At 39.2% G+C, this 18,437-nt stretch carries 18 protein-coding genes; 5 read left to right on the forward strand and 13 right to left on the reverse strand.

Features of this window, described 5'->3' with window-relative positions; translation table 11 throughout:
• Positions 1 to 5: 5 nt before the first annotated feature.
• From ACQQ2I_RS16810 to ACQQ2I_RS16820, 3 genes are all read right to left on the reverse strand, one after another.
• Complete coding sequence (locus tag ACQQ2I_RS16810) at positions 6 to 1,268, reverse strand: MFS transporter (RefSeq protein ID WP_431027920.1); 1,263 nt, start codon at positions 1,266 to 1,268, stop codon at positions 6 to 8.
• Positions 1,269 to 1,400: 132 nt separating this feature from the next.
• The gene (locus ACQQ2I_RS16815; RefSeq protein ID WP_431027921.1) at positions 1,401 to 3,137 is read right to left on the reverse strand and encodes an ABC transporter ATP-binding protein; all 1,737 of its coding nucleotides are present in this window, start codon (positions 3,135 to 3,137) and stop codon (positions 1,401 to 1,403) included.
• On the reverse strand, positions 3,134 to 4,876 hold the full coding sequence (locus ACQQ2I_RS16820; RefSeq protein ID WP_431027923.1) for an ABC transporter ATP-binding protein: 1,743 nt from the start codon (positions 4,874 to 4,876) through the stop codon (positions 3,134 to 3,136). The genes ACQQ2I_RS16815 and ACQQ2I_RS16820 overlap by 4 nt, the downstream gene beginning before the upstream one ends.
• 626 nt (positions 4,877 to 5,502) lie before the next feature.
• Here ACQQ2I_RS16820 and ACQQ2I_RS16825 point away from each other — a divergent pair.
• A complete protein-coding gene (locus tag ACQQ2I_RS16825; RefSeq protein WP_431027924.1) occupies positions 5,503 to 6,849 on the forward strand; it encodes a hemolysin family protein in 1,347 nt (448 codons plus the stop codon).
• 77 nt (positions 6,850 to 6,926) lie between these two features.
• On the forward strand, positions 6,927 to 7,826 hold the full coding sequence (locus tag ACQQ2I_RS16830; RefSeq protein ID WP_431027925.1) for a cation diffusion facilitator family transporter: 900 nt from the start codon (positions 6,927 to 6,929) through the stop codon (positions 7,824 to 7,826).
• Positions 7,827 to 7,867: 41 nt separating this feature from the next.
• Here the strand turns inward: ACQQ2I_RS16830 and ACQQ2I_RS16835 are convergent, their stop codons facing one another.
• From ACQQ2I_RS16835 to ACQQ2I_RS16875, 9 genes are all read right to left on the reverse strand, one after another.
• On the reverse strand, positions 7,868 to 8,083 hold the full coding sequence (locus ACQQ2I_RS16835; protein ID WP_431027926.1) for a hypothetical protein: 216 nt from the start codon (positions 8,081 to 8,083) through the stop codon (positions 7,868 to 7,870).
• 40 nt (positions 8,084 to 8,123) lie between these two features.
• Positions 8,124 to 9,059: an ABC transporter permease gene (locus tag ACQQ2I_RS16840; protein WP_431027927.1), complete on the reverse strand. Its 936-nt coding sequence runs from the start codon at positions 9,057 to 9,059 to the stop codon at positions 8,124 to 8,126.
• Entirely contained in the window at positions 9,046 to 9,954 is a 909-nt protein-coding gene (locus tag ACQQ2I_RS16845; protein WP_431027928.1) for an ATP-binding cassette domain-containing protein, read from the reverse strand. Before ACQQ2I_RS16845 ends, ACQQ2I_RS16840 begins: the two co-directional genes overlap by 14 nt.
• The gene (locus tag ACQQ2I_RS16850; RefSeq protein WP_431027929.1) at positions 9,955 to 10,653 is read right to left on the reverse strand and encodes an ATP-binding cassette domain-containing protein; all 699 of its coding nucleotides are present in this window, start codon (positions 10,651 to 10,653) and stop codon (positions 9,955 to 9,957) included. It lies immediately after the preceding gene.
• Between the two features lie 6 nt (positions 10,654 to 10,659).
• Complete coding sequence (locus tag ACQQ2I_RS16855; RefSeq protein ID WP_431027930.1) at positions 10,660 to 11,016, reverse strand: GntR family transcriptional regulator; 357 nt, start codon at positions 11,014 to 11,016, stop codon at positions 10,660 to 10,662.
• Complete coding sequence (locus ACQQ2I_RS16860) at positions 11,013 to 11,783, reverse strand: hypothetical protein (protein ID WP_431027931.1); 771 nt, start codon at positions 11,781 to 11,783, stop codon at positions 11,013 to 11,015. The genes ACQQ2I_RS16855 and ACQQ2I_RS16860 overlap by 4 nt, the downstream gene beginning before the upstream one ends.
• 156 nt (positions 11,784 to 11,939) lie before the next feature.
• Complete coding sequence (locus ACQQ2I_RS16865) at positions 11,940 to 12,590, reverse strand: response regulator (RefSeq protein ID WP_431027932.1); 651 nt, start codon at positions 12,588 to 12,590, stop codon at positions 11,940 to 11,942.
• A gap of 13 nt (positions 12,591 to 12,603) precedes the next feature.
• A complete protein-coding gene (locus ACQQ2I_RS16870; RefSeq protein ID WP_431027934.1) occupies positions 12,604 to 13,713 on the reverse strand; it encodes a GAF domain-containing sensor histidine kinase in 1,110 nt (369 codons plus the stop codon).
• Between the two features lie 328 nt (positions 13,714 to 14,041).
• Positions 14,042 to 15,586 (reverse strand): GNAT family N-acetyltransferase, encoded by a 1,545-nt coding sequence (locus ACQQ2I_RS16875; RefSeq protein WP_431027935.1) that lies wholly within the window; start codon positions 15,584 to 15,586, stop codon positions 14,042 to 14,044.
• Between the two features lie 167 nt (positions 15,587 to 15,753).
• Here ACQQ2I_RS16875 and ACQQ2I_RS16880 point away from each other — a divergent pair, with 167 nt between their 5' ends.
• Genes ACQQ2I_RS16880 through ACQQ2I_RS16890 form a run of 3 tightly spaced genes read left to right on the forward strand, consistent with a single transcriptional unit; the run spans position 15,754 to position 17,538 of the window.
• Positions 15,754 to 16,179, forward strand: coding sequence for a disulfide oxidoreductase (locus tag ACQQ2I_RS16880; RefSeq protein ID WP_431027936.1), 426 nt, complete (start codon positions 15,754 to 15,756; stop codon positions 16,177 to 16,179).
• Between the two features lies 1 nt (position 16,180).
• The gene (locus tag ACQQ2I_RS16885) at positions 16,181 to 16,648 is read left to right on the forward strand and encodes a thioredoxin family protein (protein WP_431027937.1); all 468 of its coding nucleotides are present in this window, start codon (positions 16,181 to 16,183) and stop codon (positions 16,646 to 16,648) included.
• A 56-nt stretch (positions 16,649 to 16,704) separates the two neighbouring features.
• Positions 16,705 to 17,538 (forward strand): RluA family pseudouridine synthase, encoded by an 834-nt coding sequence (locus ACQQ2I_RS16890; RefSeq protein ID WP_431027938.1) that lies wholly within the window; start codon positions 16,705 to 16,707, stop codon positions 17,536 to 17,538.
• 57 nt (positions 17,539 to 17,595) lie between these two features.
• Here ACQQ2I_RS16890 and ACQQ2I_RS16895 read toward each other — a convergent pair whose 3' ends face one another.
• On the reverse strand, positions 17,596 to 18,417 hold the full coding sequence (locus ACQQ2I_RS16895) for an aldo/keto reductase (RefSeq protein WP_431027939.1): 822 nt from the start codon (positions 18,415 to 18,417) through the stop codon (positions 17,596 to 17,598).
• Positions 18,418 to 18,437 lie beyond the last annotated feature (20 nt).

Below are 18,437 nucleotides of genomic sequence, written 5' to 3' on the forward strand. Positions count from 1 at the left end.
CTCTATCATGAGCCAAGTCTTTTTGTATACCGTCTTCCAAAGACGATGTAAAAGTATGTGGAAGCGACTAAATATAAGCACCCTGTAATGGAAAATGCATAGGCATATCCCCAGTAAGAGCCAAATGTTGTAACAAGCCAAGCTGCTGGTAACCCCATGGCCGCCCAGCCTAAATTAAATACCATTTGGTTCACAGAGTTAGCAAGCCCCTTGTATTTATCATGTACAACATCCATTGCAATCGCACTTTGAATAGGGTTTCCAGCATTCATCAGCGCTTGTCTTAATAAAAAGCCAATGGATGCCAAAAATAGCGAGCCTGTAAACGCTGTTAAAAATAAGAATGGAATAGAAGCGATTTGAAAAATAACAAGTGCTCGTACTTTCCCAACGCGCCTTACAAGATGCGGTCCAATTAACATCGCGACTGCTGTCATCGCAGAACCTAAAGCTAAAATAAATCCGATATATGCATTTGTGGCATCATAGCGATTTGCAAAATATAAATTTAAATATGGAATGACGAGCCCTGATCCCGTACCAATTAATAAATTTGCCAATCCAAATAGCACAATCATTTTAAAGTTCGCTTTAAAAGTTACTTCTGTTTGCACTTCTTCTAACTCTTTCGAGGGATCTTCTAATTGTTCAAGCTGTATTGTAGGTTTTAATGAAAATAGGGGAAATAACCCTGCTATAAAAATAACGACACCAGCAATTAGCGAAATTTGAATACTTCTAACCTGTTCTGCCCCGAACCATAACGCTAGATCTGCCATGACACCACCAAGTAAACTACCAATCACATTTGCTACTGTGACAAGGGCAAAGTGAATACTAAAAAGCTGTATACGTTCACTTGCTGTTGAATTTTCAGCTAAAAAAGGGACACCCGATACTTGTGTTAATGCCCACACGATCCCCGTTGCAAAACCTAAAATAAGCATTGGTTGCTCGGCTATGACAATGCTCCTTCCTAAAAGCATCATCGCTGTTAGAGAGGTTCCGATAATTAAAATCCATTTCCGCCCAAACTTATCACTTAAAATACCTGCGGGAACAAGCATAATGGCTGTCGCTAACGATGTAATGGAAATCACACTACCATTTACAGATTCCGGTAACCCTAGTTCTTTAATATATAAATTGTACATAACACTAAAAACACCCATTCCAATTTGAATGAGGACATTCGCTACCATAAACAATCGTACATTGTCATGAAACGATTTGAAATTACTTATAAAATCTCGAAGCCATTTAGACAATATGTGCACATCTCTTTCACAACTAATTATTTCGTCAAACTAAATATACGTGCTACGTATTAAATAAGCAATCACTTCTACGTTAAAACAGGTGAAGAAAAATGAGCTTTTTCTCCACCTGTTTTGATACTACTATGCTTGTAAGGATTTTGCTTGTAGTTGATACATCGTTTCATAACGTCCGCCAAGCGCAATCAATTCATCATGTGTGCCGTGTTCGACAATTTCGCCACGGTCTAATACTAAAATTTTATCTGCATTTTTAATGGTTGATAAACGGTGCGCAATAATAAAAGTCGTACGTCCCTGCTTTAGCACATCCATTGCATGTTGAATGATTTCTTCTGTTTCTGAGTCAATATTGGAGGTTGCCTCATCTAAAATTAAAATGGCCGGGTCAAATGCAAGTGCCCGTGCAAACGAAATGAGTTGACGTTGCCCAGAAGAAAGGGTACTTCCCTTCTCAATAACAGGTTCATCTAAACCTTTTTCTAAATTTCTTAAGACACGCTCTCCCCCAACGGCAGCAAGTGCCTTTTCAACCGTTTCACGTGAAATTCGTTCATCATTCAAGCTAACATTTGAAGCAATCGTTCCCGTAAATAAATACGGATCTTGCAAGACGATGCCCATATGGTCACGAATTGCTTGGCGCGGCATTTTTGTAATATCCTGCCCATCGATTAAAATATGGCCTTTTTGTGGGTCATAAAAGCGGAATAATAAATTCATAATCGAGCTTTTCCCTGAGCCTGTATGCCCAACAAGCGCGACCGTTTCCCCTTTTTTCGCCTCAAAATTTAAATTTTTTAATACGTAATCATTCTCCTTATAAGCAAATGATACATTTTCAAATCGTACATTTCCTTCATAGCGACGAATACGCTCACTGCTCACCGACTCTCCCTTTTGTTCTAATAATTCAAACACACGAGAGCCTGCTACTAACGAGCGCTCAAGCTGCGAGAATTGGTTGACAATGTTTACGATTGGGTTAAATAAGCGTGTAATATAATCCACAAATGCATAAAGTGTCCCTGCTGTGACCGCTTCTGGTACTGTCATTGACTGTGTTCCAAAGTAATAAATGAACACGGCAAACATGAATAGACGTAACACATTGACTAAATTATGTGACGTAGCCGAATCCAATACAAGTAGCTTACGATTGTACTCATAATGCTCATCATTCATCTCAGCGAATTCTTTTTTCATTTGATTTTCACGACGGAAAGCTTGAATAATCGTCATCCCATTAATCGATTCATTAATCATCGCATTAATATCCGCGATTTTCGTCCGAATGACATGATTATATTGTGATGCGTATTTACGATATAAAAGCATCCACACATATACGATCGGAATGAGTAGCAATGCTACCGTTGCCATCTTCCAGTTTAAAATGAATAACGCAACATATACACCGGCAATCGAAATAATGCTCGTGGCAAACTGTGACAGCACCGTTACATACAGATTTCGAATGGCTTCCGTATCATTTGTCACACGTGCCACCACTTTTCCAGCCGGTAAATTATCAAAATAATGAATCGGTAACTTTTGAATGTGACCGAATACATCTTTTCGCATTTGCTGTACGATGCGGTTAGCTCCTTGTTGCAAGCTTAAAAACATAAAGTAACGTAGAATCGCTGTTAAGATTGAGAGTATTAGAAATAATGCTAATAGCCAAGCAATCGGCTCTACTTGTAAATTCCCCGGCTCCATGTAATGGTCGATAATATGAGCTGCAATAAATGGGCCCGCAATATCTGTTAATACAGCGAATGTTAATAAAAATAATCCCATCCATATCGGCTTCTTAAATTTTAAAGCGTACACGTACAGTTGTTTTGACGTACTCATTCGCTCACCTCCTCTAGCTGCTGGCGGTCATATTGCTCTTTATACCAGCCATCTAAAGTAAGCAACCCTTCATGCGTACCACGCTCCATAACTACTCCATCGTCAAACACTAGTATTTCATCCGCATGCTGAATCCCTGAAAGACGATGTGTTGAGATGATTGTCGTCTTGCCAGCACGTTCTGTTTGAATATTTTCAATAATTTTCGATTCTGTTTTCGCATCAACAGCTGAAAGTGAATCGTCTAAAATTAATATTTCTGGATTTTTAATGAGTGCACGAGCAATCGATACACGCTGCTTTTGACCACCTGATAGCGATACGCCTTTTTCACCGACAAGCGTTTCTAATCCCATCGATAAATGGGCCAAATCTTTTTCAAAATAAGCTAGACGAATGGCCTCTAAAATGTCTTCCTCTGTTGCATCTTCTTTTCCAAACAGTATATTTTCACGAATTGTACGAGAAAATAACACATGATCTTGTGGTACATAACCAATCCAATCTAGTACTTGCTCTTTGGTTAGCTTTGATAAATCGATATCACCGATGACGATTTCCCCCTCACCGAGTGGGTATTCCATTAACAGCTGACGAATAAATGTCGTCTTCCCTGCGCCAGTTTTCCCAACAATCCCTAACGTTTGCCCCTTTTTTAAGTGCAGTGAAATTTGCTGTAAATTTTTCACCTGTGACAGCGGATATTGGAATGTCAAATCTGTAAAGCCAATCGTATGTGGCGTATCCGCTTTTTGTGGTGCTACAGGATTTTGTACATCGGCTTCGTAATCTAACGTTTCCTGTACACGATCAAGGGATGCACTCCCTTGTTGCATCACGTTGATTAGCTCACCAATCGCAAACATTGGCCATACTGCAAGCCCAAGGTATATGTTGAATGAAACGAGCTGCCCAACGGTTAACTCCCCATTTGAGACAAGTACAGCCCCGTAACCTAAAGCAACTACATAACAAATGGCTGTACCGGCTTTTGTAATCGGCATAAATAGCCCGTTAATAAAAGCGACGCGCATATTTTTTTCGTATACATCTTCACTCATATGGGAAAAGCGCTGTTCATCTTTCGTTTCTTGTACATAGGCACGGATAACACGCACCCCTGCAACCGATTCAAGTACGCTATCATTTAATTCACCAAATGCTTCTTGCGCCACCATATAACGCTCATGCACAATTTTCCCTAAGTATTGAATTAAAATCGCCATAAACGGAATAGGTAGCATCGCAAAAAACGTCAGTTTCCATGAAATAAAGAACCCCATCGCGCAAATAATTGCCGCCATATATGCTGTCGAATCCACTAACGTCATAATGCCGAAGCCAGCTGTTAATGACACAGCATTTAAGTCATTTGTGGCACGTGCCATTAAATCCCCTGTACGATTTTTTTCATAAAACGTCGGTGTCATTTTTAAAAATTGGTGCATCAGGCGCTTTCGTAAAATACGTTCTAGCGTAATCGCCCCACCAAATAAACGGTACTGCCATACAAAGTTCATGGCGTAGCTCACAACTAACGCAAGCAAAATTGCACCTACATATTGCCATAGCAACCCGCCAGTCAAGTTGCCACCTGTCATATCATCAATTGCTTCCCCAACTAGCCAGGGTGGAAGCACCTCAATAATACTTGCCAAAATGAGTAACACAACAGCCACGGTATACTGCTGCCTATACTCTTTAAAAAACCATTTTAATTTAAATAAAACATCAAACATAAATTTAATTTCCTTCTTTCCCTTTTAAAGTTCACTATCCACTATCGAGTGTTTCCTTTATTAAAATTTTCCTTTGCAGTTGAATAATCATGACAATTCCTCCTTATTTTTATTACACTAAGCTTTTTGGCGATTAGAAAAACACAACTCGCGTCAAAATAACGCGAGTTGATGTCTTTTGTTATGTGGATTTTCTTTATTCCACTGAAAAAGGCACCTACCCTTTTAGGATAAGTGCCTAAAAAAGTACAGGTAGTCCTTACCTGTACTCCTCTATTATGCGCGCTTTTAAGCAAATAATAAAAGAAATGTTATCAGGTTCGGTTGATGATATTGAACTGCTGGCGATTGTAAATTAATGTTCATCATGATCCGTTCCCTCCATTTCCTTTAAATTATTTAGTGTGCCTTAACTTTAGCATACAGAAAATTCTATTGTCAATTTTTTTAGAAAATACATGATTATACAAATTTTTTAAAAACATGATCGTTATTTGCACTCGATATAAAGACAAGATTTGTTTTTTTCTTTGAAATATTTTATGATTATAGCATTAACATTTTTTCTCATAGGAGGTGTACTCTTTACTTATCTCGCCCATTCGCGCCGTAAGTAAAGGACATATTTGGACGTAGACATAGTTGAGCTAACCATAAGGTTTGGAGCATTCGCTCTATTAATTGCCGCTACGGCATTTTTCGTTGCAACTGAGTTTGCAATAGTTAAAGTAAGAACGACTCGTATTGACCAGCTTGTAGCTGAAGGAAACAAAAAAGCTATAAAAGCCAAAAAAGTTATTTCAAACTTAGATGAATACTTATCTGCCTGCCAGTTAGGTATTACCATTACTGCTTTAGGTCTCGGTTGGTTAGGTGAGCCAACATTTGAGCTAATTCTTCATCCATTATTTGAAATACTTGGATTAGAAGGTCGTGTTACGTCACTTCTTTCATTCATTATTGCATTTGCACTCGTAACGTTTTTACACGTTGTCGTAGGGGAATTATCACCGAAAACTCTCGCAATTCAAAAGGCAGAGGCTGTTACTTTAAGCTTAGCAGGACCGCTTATTTTATTCCATAACATCATGTATCCGTTTATCCGCACATTAAATGGATCAGCACGTGCTTTAACAGGCTTGTTTGGGTTAAAAATGGTGGGTGAATCAGAAGAAGTACATTCCGAGGAAGAGCTTCGTATGATTTTATCGGACAGCTTAAAAGGTGGCGAAATTAACCACTCAGAATACGAATACGTAAACAGTATTTTCGAATTCTCTGAACGTATTGCGAAAGAAATTATGGTACCTCGAACTGAAATTATTAGTATCGAAAAAGATTTAACATTACGCCAAGTATTCGAAGTGATGGGTGTTGAGCAATATACACGTTACCCAATTATCGATGGTGATAAAGACCATGTAATTGGTCTTGTGAATATGAAACATTTACTCACTGCTTATATAAAAGACCCAACAAATGGGGATAAATTAATTACAGACTATATGCAACCTATTATTCGCGTCATTGAAACGATTCCAATTAGTGATTTGCTATTAAAAATCCAACAAGAACGTATTCATATGGCCATTTTAATGGATGAATATGGTGGTACTTCAGGGTTAGTCACAATCGAGGATATTATCGAAGAAATCGTAGGTGATATTCAAGATGAGTTTGATGAAGACGAAATTCCTGAGGTACAAGAACTCGCAGAAGGAAAACACTACATTGTAGATGCGAAAATGCTACTACAAGAAGTAAATGACCTTCTAGGTACAACAATTGAAGACGAAGATATTGATACAATTGGCGGCTGGTTCATGACACAGCATTTCGATGCGGTAGAGGGAGACAGTATCCAAGCTCATGGTTATGAATTTAAAATTAAAGAGCTTGACGGGCACCATATCCTTTACCTTGAAGTGACAAAGATTCCTGAAACAGCTACCGAAAAAGACATCTTAGAATAATTTTGCATACGTTCAAACGGCTCTCGCATTAGAGAGTCGTTTTCGTGTCTTTAGAACTTTTTCAAGGGGGAAACATTTTGGAGCTATATACAAACTTACGTGCTGGGGAAAAAGGTGCTTGGTTATCGATTGGTACATACATCTTTTTAAGTGCGATGAAATTAATTGTCGGCTATATTGGCATGAGTGCTGCTTTAAAAGCGGACGGACTAAATAATACGACTGATATTATTGCCTCAATCGCAGTGCTGATTGGCTTACGTATTTCACAAAAACCACCTGATGTAAACCATCAATACGGACACCTACGTGCAGAAACGATTGCTTCTCTAATCGCTTCATTTATTATGATGGTGGTCGGTTTGCAAGTGCTGTCCACATCGATTGGTGGTTTATTTGAACCGGTTGAGGAATCACCTTCTATGCTGACGGCTATTGTAGCCTTATTTAGTGCACTCATTATGTATGTTGTCTATCGGTATAATTTAGCGCTTGCAAACAAAATTAAAAGCTCTGCTGTTCGCGCAGCCGCTTATGATAATCGTTCCGATGCACTTGTAAGTATTGGTACGGCAATAGGTATTTCCGGTGCAATTTTTGGTTTCCCGATTATCGATACGATTACAGCGTTAATTGTCGGACTCATTATTATCAAAACAGCGATCGAGATTTTCTGGGAATCGGTTGTGACACTGACAGATGGCTTTGACGCGGAAGAAACAGAAACACTTAAAACATTAATCGCCAATGTCGATGGCGTTATTGATTTATTGGATTTAAAAGGACGCTCACACGGCAATATGAGCTTTGTCGATGTGACGGTCACAGTAAATCCAAGCTTAAATGTCATTGAAAGCCATACGATTAGCGATACAATTGAAGCGACAGTACAACGCTTTAACCCACACTGTATTGTGCTTGTGCATATTGAACCTCATTACATTCCAACTGCTATCGAGGAAGATTATCATTTTTAATGAAAAATGCGAAATGAGTTTTTACGCCCATTTCGCATTTTTTATTTTCGGTTCTGTTCTCGACGCTTTTCTTGTTCGCGCTCCATTTTCATGCCTTTCCAGCGCACGATGATTCCAATAATGACAAACACCCAACCAATTACGATAAAAGCATATTGTAGTGGTTTGTTTTCAGGTGGAATCACCCCGAAAATAGCTGCTGCAATAACAGTCATTCCGGACACCGATATGAGCAATCCTGCCATAACAATATTCATAGTAGCACCTCTATTAACTTCATAGGTACATTATACATGATTAAGCTGTGACGTCACGCTTCATAAAGAACGTAAAGGTAATGACTAAAAACAGTACCGCATAAATTACATTCATCGTTAAAGAGAATGATAATGTTAAGCCTTCAATGATTGGCGAAGAACCTGTTGCATACTGCGTTAAATCTGTATGTGTAATCCAAATGTATTTCGCGATTTCATACTTACTTAACAGCATCACTACTGTCGCACCCATAAACGAAATAAATAATGTTAATCCAACAGCAAGCGAGCTTGAACTAAAGACAGATCCAATCATAAACGCAAGGAAAATCGACATGAAGAAATCACTAAACGATAACGCGAGCATTTCAAAGTAGTTCCCCCAGACATTCACTTCTTTCACGACACCGTCCACGACTTCAAGTGGTGTTGAAGCTGTTGTCCCCCATAAGATGACACCGACAAGTGCCGAAAACGCAAGTGTCACACCATAAATGAATAACCCATAGAAAATGGTTGTCACAAGTTTGGACAATAAAATTTTCCATCTCGCTACTGGACGTGTTAATAACATTTTAATTGTCCCTGTTGAAAACTCACTTGAGACAATCCCTGCTGCTACTACAACGGCAAAGATTGTAATAAACATTCTTGATATACTTAATTCAAAATTCATAAAACTATCAATTGTCGTAGCCATTTGAGGCGGAATATCCTGTTCCATACGATATTCATTCATTAATAATAACTCTTGGAAATAGACTTTATCTGCTTCTGTTAGCGTCTCATCTTGTAGCATATTTTGATATTCTGCATTTTCTTGTTGTATCGTTTGTTTCCAGTTATCATTAACCGGCTCATCATAGTATTTCATAATGGCTGCCGGGCCAACAACAAGCAATAGCATAATTGTAAGCATCACCCATGAGCTTTTCTTTGCCCATAATTTCATCCATTCATTTCTAACGTATTTCATCAATCGCACCTCCACCTGTCATTTCAAGGAATTGATCTTCTAATGTTTTTTGTGTTGGTTGTAATGCATAAATATCTAATCCTGCTGCAGTTAGTTCTTTTACTAAGGCAGGCACTTGCTCCTTATTCATCTCTACAGCAAACCCATCTCCTTGCTCTTCCACTGTGTAAGATGCAAGCATTTGTGCAAGCTGCTCTTTCGGGGTTGCCTCGATATAATACATGCTCGTTTCTACACCGTTCATTTCTCGAATATCAATCAATGTCCCATTTTGAATGACAGCGATACGATCACACATCAGCTCAATCTCAGATAATAAGTGACTCGACACCATTACAGATACGCCTTCCGTTTGCGCAATTTGACGAAGGTGCATACGAAACTCTCTGATACCAGCTGGGTCAAGACCATTTGTCGGCTCATCCAAAATTAAAAACTTCGGACGATGTAATAATGCCTGTGCAAGCCCTAGCCGTTGACGCATCCCAAGGGAATATGTACTGACCTTTTCATGAATACGTTTTTCAAGTCCGACCTGACGAACTACTTCGTCAATCCGTTCCTTTGTTACCCCGTTATGCATACGAGCAAAATGCACTAAGTTTTTATAGCCTGTCATAAACTTATACATTTCAGGATTTTCAACGATTACACCTACCTTACTGATGGCTTCTTCATAATTGGACGCAAGCGATACGCCATCGATAATTACTTCTCCTTCTGTTGGATACATCAGCCCCGTCATCATACGAATGGTCGTCGTCTTCCCTGCACCATTTGGGCCAAGAAAACCGGTAATTTGTCCCGGATAAAACGCTAAGTCGAGGGATTTAATAATTTGCTTCCCTTTAATGGTTTTTGATAATTTTTTTAACTCTACAACTGGTTTTGTCATTTAATCCACCTGCTTTTCATAAAGTGATTTCATCCACTGCACTGCATCTTCTCCGCGCTCATCACGAATAAGCTCCAACTCTTCCATCGCTCGCACTTGCCCATTTTGCAATAAAATCAATTGATCAAGTACTGGCTCCACCTCATTGACTTCATGTGTAGATAAAATAATCGATTGTGTTTCTAAATCAACAAAGCAAATGAGCCCTTTAATGAGTGCCTCTCTTGCTAACGGGTCAAGCCCCGCAAAAGGTTCATCCAATATATAAAGAGATGTCTCCCTCCCTAAAGTTGCCGCCATTTTCACACGACCACGATTTCCTTTGGATAGCTTTTTTAGTTTTTCTGTTGTCGGCACATGTAAATGCGATGCAATTACATGTGCCTTATCAATCGAAAAATCATCAAATTGCTCGGCATAAAATGGGAATACCTGCTCGCCTGTATAGTTTTCATAAAACAAATCAATGTCTGGCTGGTAGGCAATTTTATTGGCTAAACGACGTGTTACCTGTTCACCATCTAGTGTAATTGTGCCTGTCGTTGGTACAAGTAAGCCCGCCATTAACTTTAATAGCGTAGACTTGCCGCTCCCGTTCTCCCCTATAATCCCTACCATTTGTCCACTTGGAATAGCAAGCGTCACATTTTTTAATATGTCAGCACTTTTATAGCGAAACGATACATCCTGTAATTGCATAACGCTTTACCCCTTTTTCTTTAACACTTCAAGCATTTCATCCGTTGAAAAACCGAGCGATTGAATGGCTGTAATAAATTGAGTGGCCACTTGCTCCTTCATCTCTTCTCGCAAATGCTTAATGCGTTCTTCATTTGTTGTAATAAATGTACCCTGTCCTCGCCTTGTTTCGGTCATTTCCAACATTTCCAACTCCTTATATACCCGTTGTACTGTGTTCACATTAACCCCTGATCCAATTGCATACTCTCGCACAGAAAGTAATTTATCCCCTGGCTTTAACTCGCCTCTCAGTACTTCTCCGCAAATTCGCTCTACTAGCTGCAAATAAATTGGCTTATCCTTTGCAAAATCTTGCGTCATCGTGTAATCACCCTCTCAATCCACTTACTCGCCACGATAAAGCAACCTACTAATAGAACGATTGAGAATAATTCCTCCATCACATAGACATGACCTACAACGAAAGTTTCACCTCTATACATAGACGGGAAAAATTTCTCTAAGGGTGCTAAAGAGACTTCCCCAACATACATTATTTCTCCATAATTTACCGATTCTGTCCATTTAACAAAAATGTAAATATACAGGAAAAAGGAAATACCTGTTACAACAATACTAGCTAGACCAATATAGCGTTTTAATTGTAAATAAATTGCGTAAAACACTAATGCCGTCACTGTAAATAAGATTACAAAGAGAAAAGCCAATAACACATACATCATGTGGAAAAAGATTAATTGTTGTATCTCACCCTGTAGTGCATCACCTACGAAATAGCTTGCCAGACCGTAAATAAAGCTTAAAGCGGTTACCCAAATAACAGAAAAACAGAATTTTGCTCCGATTAATGTCGTGATCCTTCTCGTACTATGAAGCCATATTTCCTTCATTTTTATGTCTCGACGAATACTCAGGATAAATTGAATAGTTGCAACAAAATATAAGACCGTCCCCCCCATAAAGATTGCTGTTAAACGCACATCACTTGGTGAAAGCACTAAATTTGGTAGACGATCTGCAAATGTTGGTAATACTCCGATAAAGAAGGCACCCGCAAAAATGAGTAAAATCAACCATAATTTATAATCGTGCCACTCTTTCTTGACCAAACTCACAAACTTTTTCATCCTGTAAACTCCTCTGTTCTAGTGTACTATTTAAATAGTACACTAGAACATTTATCGAAATCAAGTTTTTTCCTTTTAAAAGGAAAAAGCGAAGCGGACACTATGCCTCTTCGCCTTTATTTGCTTCATTTCAGGATTTACTTGCCTAACCAACAATTATTGTAGCCCGCTACCTTCTGTTAACCCATGCTTCACCGCATACAATGCCGCCTGTGTACGATCTTGTACTTCTAGTTTTGTAAAAATATTAGATATATGTGTTTTCACTGTTTTTTCTGTCACGAATAATGAAGAAGCAATTTCACGATTGCTTTTTCCTTTCGTCAGCTCCGCTAATACATCCTGTTCGCGTGGTGTTAATGGGTTTAGCACATGTGGCAAGTTTTCCTCTGCGCGTAAGCCTTCCTCAAGCTGTGTCGTCGCTTCAGGATGGATTGTATTTTCGCCACGCATAATCGTCCGAATCGATTCGACAAGTTCATCTGGCTCAATATCTTTTAATTGATAGCCGGATGCCCCTGCCTCTAACGCTGGCAATACGTGGTCTTTATCGGAAAAGCTTGTTAGCATTAAGATTTGAACATGAGGCCACTTTGTTTTTATTTTTTTCGTTGCTTGAATGCCATCCAGTTCTGGCATGACTAAGTCCATTAACACGATATCTGGTTTTAATGTCTCCACCATTCCCACTGCTTCAAGACCATTTTTCGCCTCTCCCACAACTTCAATATCTTTTTGTGTCTTTAAGAAAAATAATAATCCCCGACGCACAACATGATGATCATCCGCAATTAATACTCGAATCATCGAATTCCCCCTTTTAGTATGGCAAACGAATTAATAATTCCGTACCTTTTCCGAGTTCGCTTACCCAATCTGCCGTACCACCAATTGCTTTTGCCCGGTCTCGAATGGATTGCAAGCCGATTGACAAGAGCGCTACATTCGAATCAATCACAAATCCTCTGCCCTCATCTTTAATCACGAGCAATACATCTGTTGGTGTAACCGTCATAAAAATGTCCACTTCTTTCACCCCAGCATGCCGGCGTACATTATTTAATGCTTCCTGTGTGATACGAAACAGTGCTTCTTCTACACGAGACGGGAATTGAAGTACACCTGAAACACTGACATTTAACTTTAAACCTAACATCTCCGCATAGCTTTTAATGGCCTCGATCAGACCGCTTTCTAACCCGCGCGGACGCAATTGCCAAATGAGTGCCCGCATTTCATTTAATGCTTCCTGCGTTAAATTTTGAATTTCTTTAAATGTTTCTTTTATATGTGAGTCATCCGTCATTTCAACGCCTGCCCGTGATGTTAACGTCACAGAAAATAATAATTGGTTGACCGAATCATGCAAATCACGCGCTAAACGGTTTCTTTCTTGAACAAGTGCAATTTCTTGTTGCTCATTCACAAGTAAAATCCGTTTAATTGCTGAGCCTAGCTGAAAGGCGACAGATTCTAAGAGCTCTAGATCCTCCTCTGAAAAACGTACCGTATTTTTCGTTGCGACATTTAAAATGCCGAACTTTTCCTGACCTGATTGTAATGGTACAGTCGCATGATGCGTGATGCCCTGTGGATCTCCAACTTCTGCTTCAATCGCTGCCTCGATCCGCTGACATTCAATAATATTTGATGCACGCTTTAACTCATCTTTCCGGTACTTTGACACACACCAACAGCCGCCTTTTCGTAAATACTCGCAGCCGTTAAATGCCAGTGCTTCTGGTAAATGTTCATGTACTACAAGCTCCGGTTTTCCTTTTTCGTTAATAAAGAAAATCCAGCCTGTATCAAATTTCGTACCCGTTAAAAACTTATGTAATGCCCCTTTTAGCATCGGAATCATTTCTGTTTCTTCATTTAGCAATTCTGCAATTTCTTTTAAGATTGTAATATTCGAATGGTCGTTCATCGCTTCCACCCCTTCTATTTTTTATCATATCATAAACAAATTGTTGGACGAATTTGAAAGGTTCTCATTTTCAGCTACGAAAGATTTATTCCGGTGATACGGGTTTTTTATTTTGCTCGGATAACTACTCGTTTTGACCGTTTATCCCCTCCTTTTGCTCACATAGCTATCCGTTTTGACCGGATAGCTGGACGTTTTGTTCGTTTACGCACCCCTTTTGATCGTTCCATGCATTTTGACCGTTTGCATATTCTTTTTGCTCACGTGCCATTCACATAAACATATCCAAAAAAATTGCCCTATAAGCTTTCACCTATAGGACACTCCTTCACTCTTCTTTTAAATAATCTATTCTATATACATCATGACGACGGTCTTTTAAATGTTTTACGGTGCCGCCTTGACGTTGACGACGTAAGATTTCCAAATCGACATCGCCAATTAGTACCATTTCTACATTTGGGTTTGTCTCCCCTACAATACCGTCTCGCGCAAATTCAAAATCACTCGGTGCGAAAATTGCAGACTGTGCATATTGAATATCCATATTTTCTGTTTCAGGCAAATTGCCGACGGTTCCAGAAATTACTGTATAAATTTGATTTTCTACTGCACGCGCTTGCGCACAATACTTTACCCGTAAGTAACCATGGCGATCTTCTGTACAAAACGGCGTGAAAATAATATTGGCCCCCATATCCGTTGCAATACGAGCAAGCTCAGGAAACTCAATATCATAACAAATTTGAATCGCAATCTTTCCACAATCCGTGTCAAATACTTTTACAATATCGCCGCTTGAGATGCCCCACCATTTTCGTTCATTCGGTGTAATATGAATTTTATACTGTTTTTCAATCGTGCCATCTCGTCGGAACAGATAGGCAATATTATAAATTTCCTCATCCTCTTCTACTACAAAATGTGAACCGCCGATAATATTGACATTATAGCGCACCGCTAAATTCGTAAATAATTCAATATACTGCGGGGTGAATTCCGTTAGCTTTCGTATCGCTTGTGATGGAGATTTCTCATGTAAGAAAGACATGAGCTGCGTCGTGAAAATTTCTGGAAATACAACAAAATCAGCTGCCGCATCTGAGCCCACATCCACAAAGTACTCACACTGCTGTGCAAAATCATCGAAGCTACTAATTTTCCGCATCATATATTGTACAACGCAAATACGTACCGGATAGCTCGTTTTAAAATGACGCTTTGACTGCGGTTTATAATCAACATTATTCCATTCCATTAATGTTGCGTACTTCCCTGACGCTTTATCATCTGATAAGTAATTAGGGTTAATACGCATCAATATAAAGCCGTTCATCATTTGGAATGTTAACACCGGGTCATACACTTTATGACGACTAACAGCATCGACATATTCACGCGGACTCATTTCATCTGCATGAAGATGATAATTCGGGATTCGCCCACCGATAATAATGGATTTTAAGTTCAATGATCTTGCTAAATCTTTTCGCGCCTCATACAGACGTTGCCCAACCTTCATCCGCCGGAAATTTGGATGCACCATGACTTCAATACCATATAAATTGTAACCATCTGGGTCATGGTTTGTAATAAACCCATTATCCGTAATATCGTTCCATGTATGACGGTCATCATATTCATCAAAGTTAATCCGCAAACTGGAGCAAGAGCCAATTACCTGCCCCTCGAATTCTGCCACCATTTGTCCTTCTGGAAAAATCGTTAAATGGCTATATAAATGCGCTCTTTCCCAAGGGACCATCCCCGGAAACGATAAGCGTTGAATTTCTAAAATGGCCTCAATATCATCAAAATCCATATGCCGAATAACCATCTTCTTTTCAAATTGTGCCATATTTAGTTCACTCATTTTTCACACTCCTTCTATCTATTTACCTAAATGAAATATCTTTAAATCGAAAGAATTTACATCTCAAGCGTCAACCTCTATAATCAATAAAGAATTAATAAGATACAACTCATCCAAAATAAGTAAGGTTGCGTTGTGTATTACAAAAAATAACAGAGGTCTTATTTATGAATAAAAAATTGGAAAATAGCTTGCTCGCGATTTTTTCTGTATCGCTTATCGCTACGTTAGGATCATTGTATTTTTCAGAAGTACGTGGCTATATCCCGTGTGAAATGTGCTGGTATCAACGTATTTTAATGTATCCGATTGTCATTATTTCAGCTGTGGCTTACATACAAAAAAATGCACGTATCGCTTTAACGACGGCCGTATTTGCTTGTATAGGTGGTAGTATTTCACTTTATCACTACGGCATTCAAAAAATTACGTTTTTACAGGAAAGTGCTCCTTCTTGTGGACAAGTTTCTTGTACAGGAGCATACATTAATTGGCTCGGCTTTATTACAATCCCGTTCCTTGCACTTACTGCATTCATTATCATTGCGGGTGTCAGCTTTTATATGTTAAAGGGTTTAAAGGAGGAAAAATAAATTGAAAAAATTAGGTATTATTGGCGCAGTCGTCGTATTATTATTTGGAGCTATGCTTGTATTACAAAGCCAATCAAATTCGAATAAGCTAAAAAACAATCCATATGGTACAGATAATTTACAGCAATCAACTATTGATTTATTAGATGATGAAAACTATCAAAACATTATTTTACCTGAAGATTTACAGAAAAAAATCGAATCAGGTAAAGGGGTTTTCGCTTACTTCTTCAGCCCATTATGTGGGTATTGTAAACAATTCACGCCAAAGTTAATGGCTGCTGCTAAAGAAGACGACGTTCAAATTGACCAATTAAACGTTTTAGAGTTTGAAAATGCTTGGACAACGTATAAATTAGAGGGAACACCAACGTTAATTTACTTTGAAAATGGTGAAGAGGTTACACGTTTATATGGCGACCATAGCGCAGAAGAGGCACGCCAATTTTTCGAAAGTGTAGGAAAATAAGCAATGTAGGGTACCCTTAATGGTAAGGGTACTTTCTTTTTGGGAGGAATATAAAGATGTTTCAATATGAAATCGTGCGCGACGGTGAAACGGTAGAAGAGCTACTTCGTAATGAGTGGCGACTAGGTAAAAAACAAGTACATGAACTACGTATGGCAAAAGCGATTATGAAAGACGGTGAACCGGTCAACTGGAAGGAGACACTGCCAAAGGGGATAAAGTTAACATTCACCTTTGATATGCCCGCTTCAAATTACAAACCAACCCCTAGCTGTCATATCGATATTCGCTATGAAGATGAGCATTGCTTAATTGTATCGAAGCCAAAGGGAATGGCGACACATCCGAATGATGCATCTGATATAAATACTTGTATGAATCATGTAATGGCACATATTCAAGCAAATGGCGGGACATATGCTGAGCATGTTCACCGTCTCGACCAAGGAACAAAAGGCTTACTCTTGGTGGCCAAACATCCAATTGCGAAGTCTGTTTTTGACCGAATGATTGAAGAAAAATCAATTATCCGCACATATGAAGCAGAAGTACAAGGCAATATTCGATCAGACAGCGGTACAATCAATGCCCCTATCGGCAAAGACCGCCATCACAATACACGCCGCGTTGTATCAGCATCAGGTCAACACGCGATTACCCACTATGAAGTCATAAAACGCTTCAAAGGGACATGCGTCGTTCACTTAGTGCTGGAGACAGGTCGTACACATCAAATTCGTGTTCATCTAGCACATCTCGGACACCCAATTGTGGGCGATACAATGTACAATGCACGCCAAACAGCAAATGGTGATTATGAGCTACATGCCATTCAATTACAATTCACACATCCATTTCTAAATCAAATCATTACGGTGAAGGATCAATAACAAGCTCCTGCTCCGATATAAAAAAGAAGCGCTAAACATTGTAGCGCTTCTTTTTCATTAGAAATCAAAGTTATCTGGATCGGCACTTGTACGGTGGAATGTATTTAGCGCTGTAATAGCAGCTACTTCATCTGTTGCTAGACTAAAGTCAAATACATCTAAGTTTTCTTGAATACGTTCTGGTGTGACAGATTTTGGAATGGCCATATTGCCTACTTCTAAGTGCCAGCGAAGCACGATTTGTGCTGGTGTTTTTCCGTATTTTTCAGCAAGTTGCTTCACGATAGGATGTGTGAAGACAATGCCTGTACCAAGTGGCGCCCAAGCCGTTACCGCAATGTCATGCTCTGCGCAGAAAGCACGTAAGCGATCTTGAGATAATGAAGGGTGACATTCGAATTGGTTTGCCATCGGTTTAACATTTGCCACAGCAAACACTTCTTCTAAATGATGTTGATGGTGATTCGATACACCTGGTACACGGATTAGCTTTTCTTCGTATAAGCGCTCAATCGCCTTATATGTGTCAGCTAATGTTGGCTTTGGCCAATGTGTTAAGTATAAGTCTACATAATCTAGCCCTAATTTTTTTAATGATGTTTCGAATGCACGTAACGTATTATCGAAGCCTTGATCTGAGTTCCATACTTTTGTTGTGACAAAAATGTCTTCACGCGGAATCCCTGAGTCTTTAATCGCAAGGCCTACTGCTTCCTCGTTTTGATAAATAGCCGCTGTATCGATCGCTCGATAGCCTGCTTTCAATGCTTCTGTTACACCGTTGTATGCTACATCATGCTCCTTCATACGGAATACACCGTAGCCAACGCGTGGCATTTCTACACCATTCGCAAGTGTTATCGTTTTAGCAATTGTCATAAAAATCCCCCTTTTCTGAT

The organism is Lysinibacillus sp. LZ02 (assembly GCF_050613145.1).
Taxonomy (GTDB): Bacteria; Bacillota; Bacilli; order Bacillales_A; family Planococcaceae; genus Lysinibacillus_B.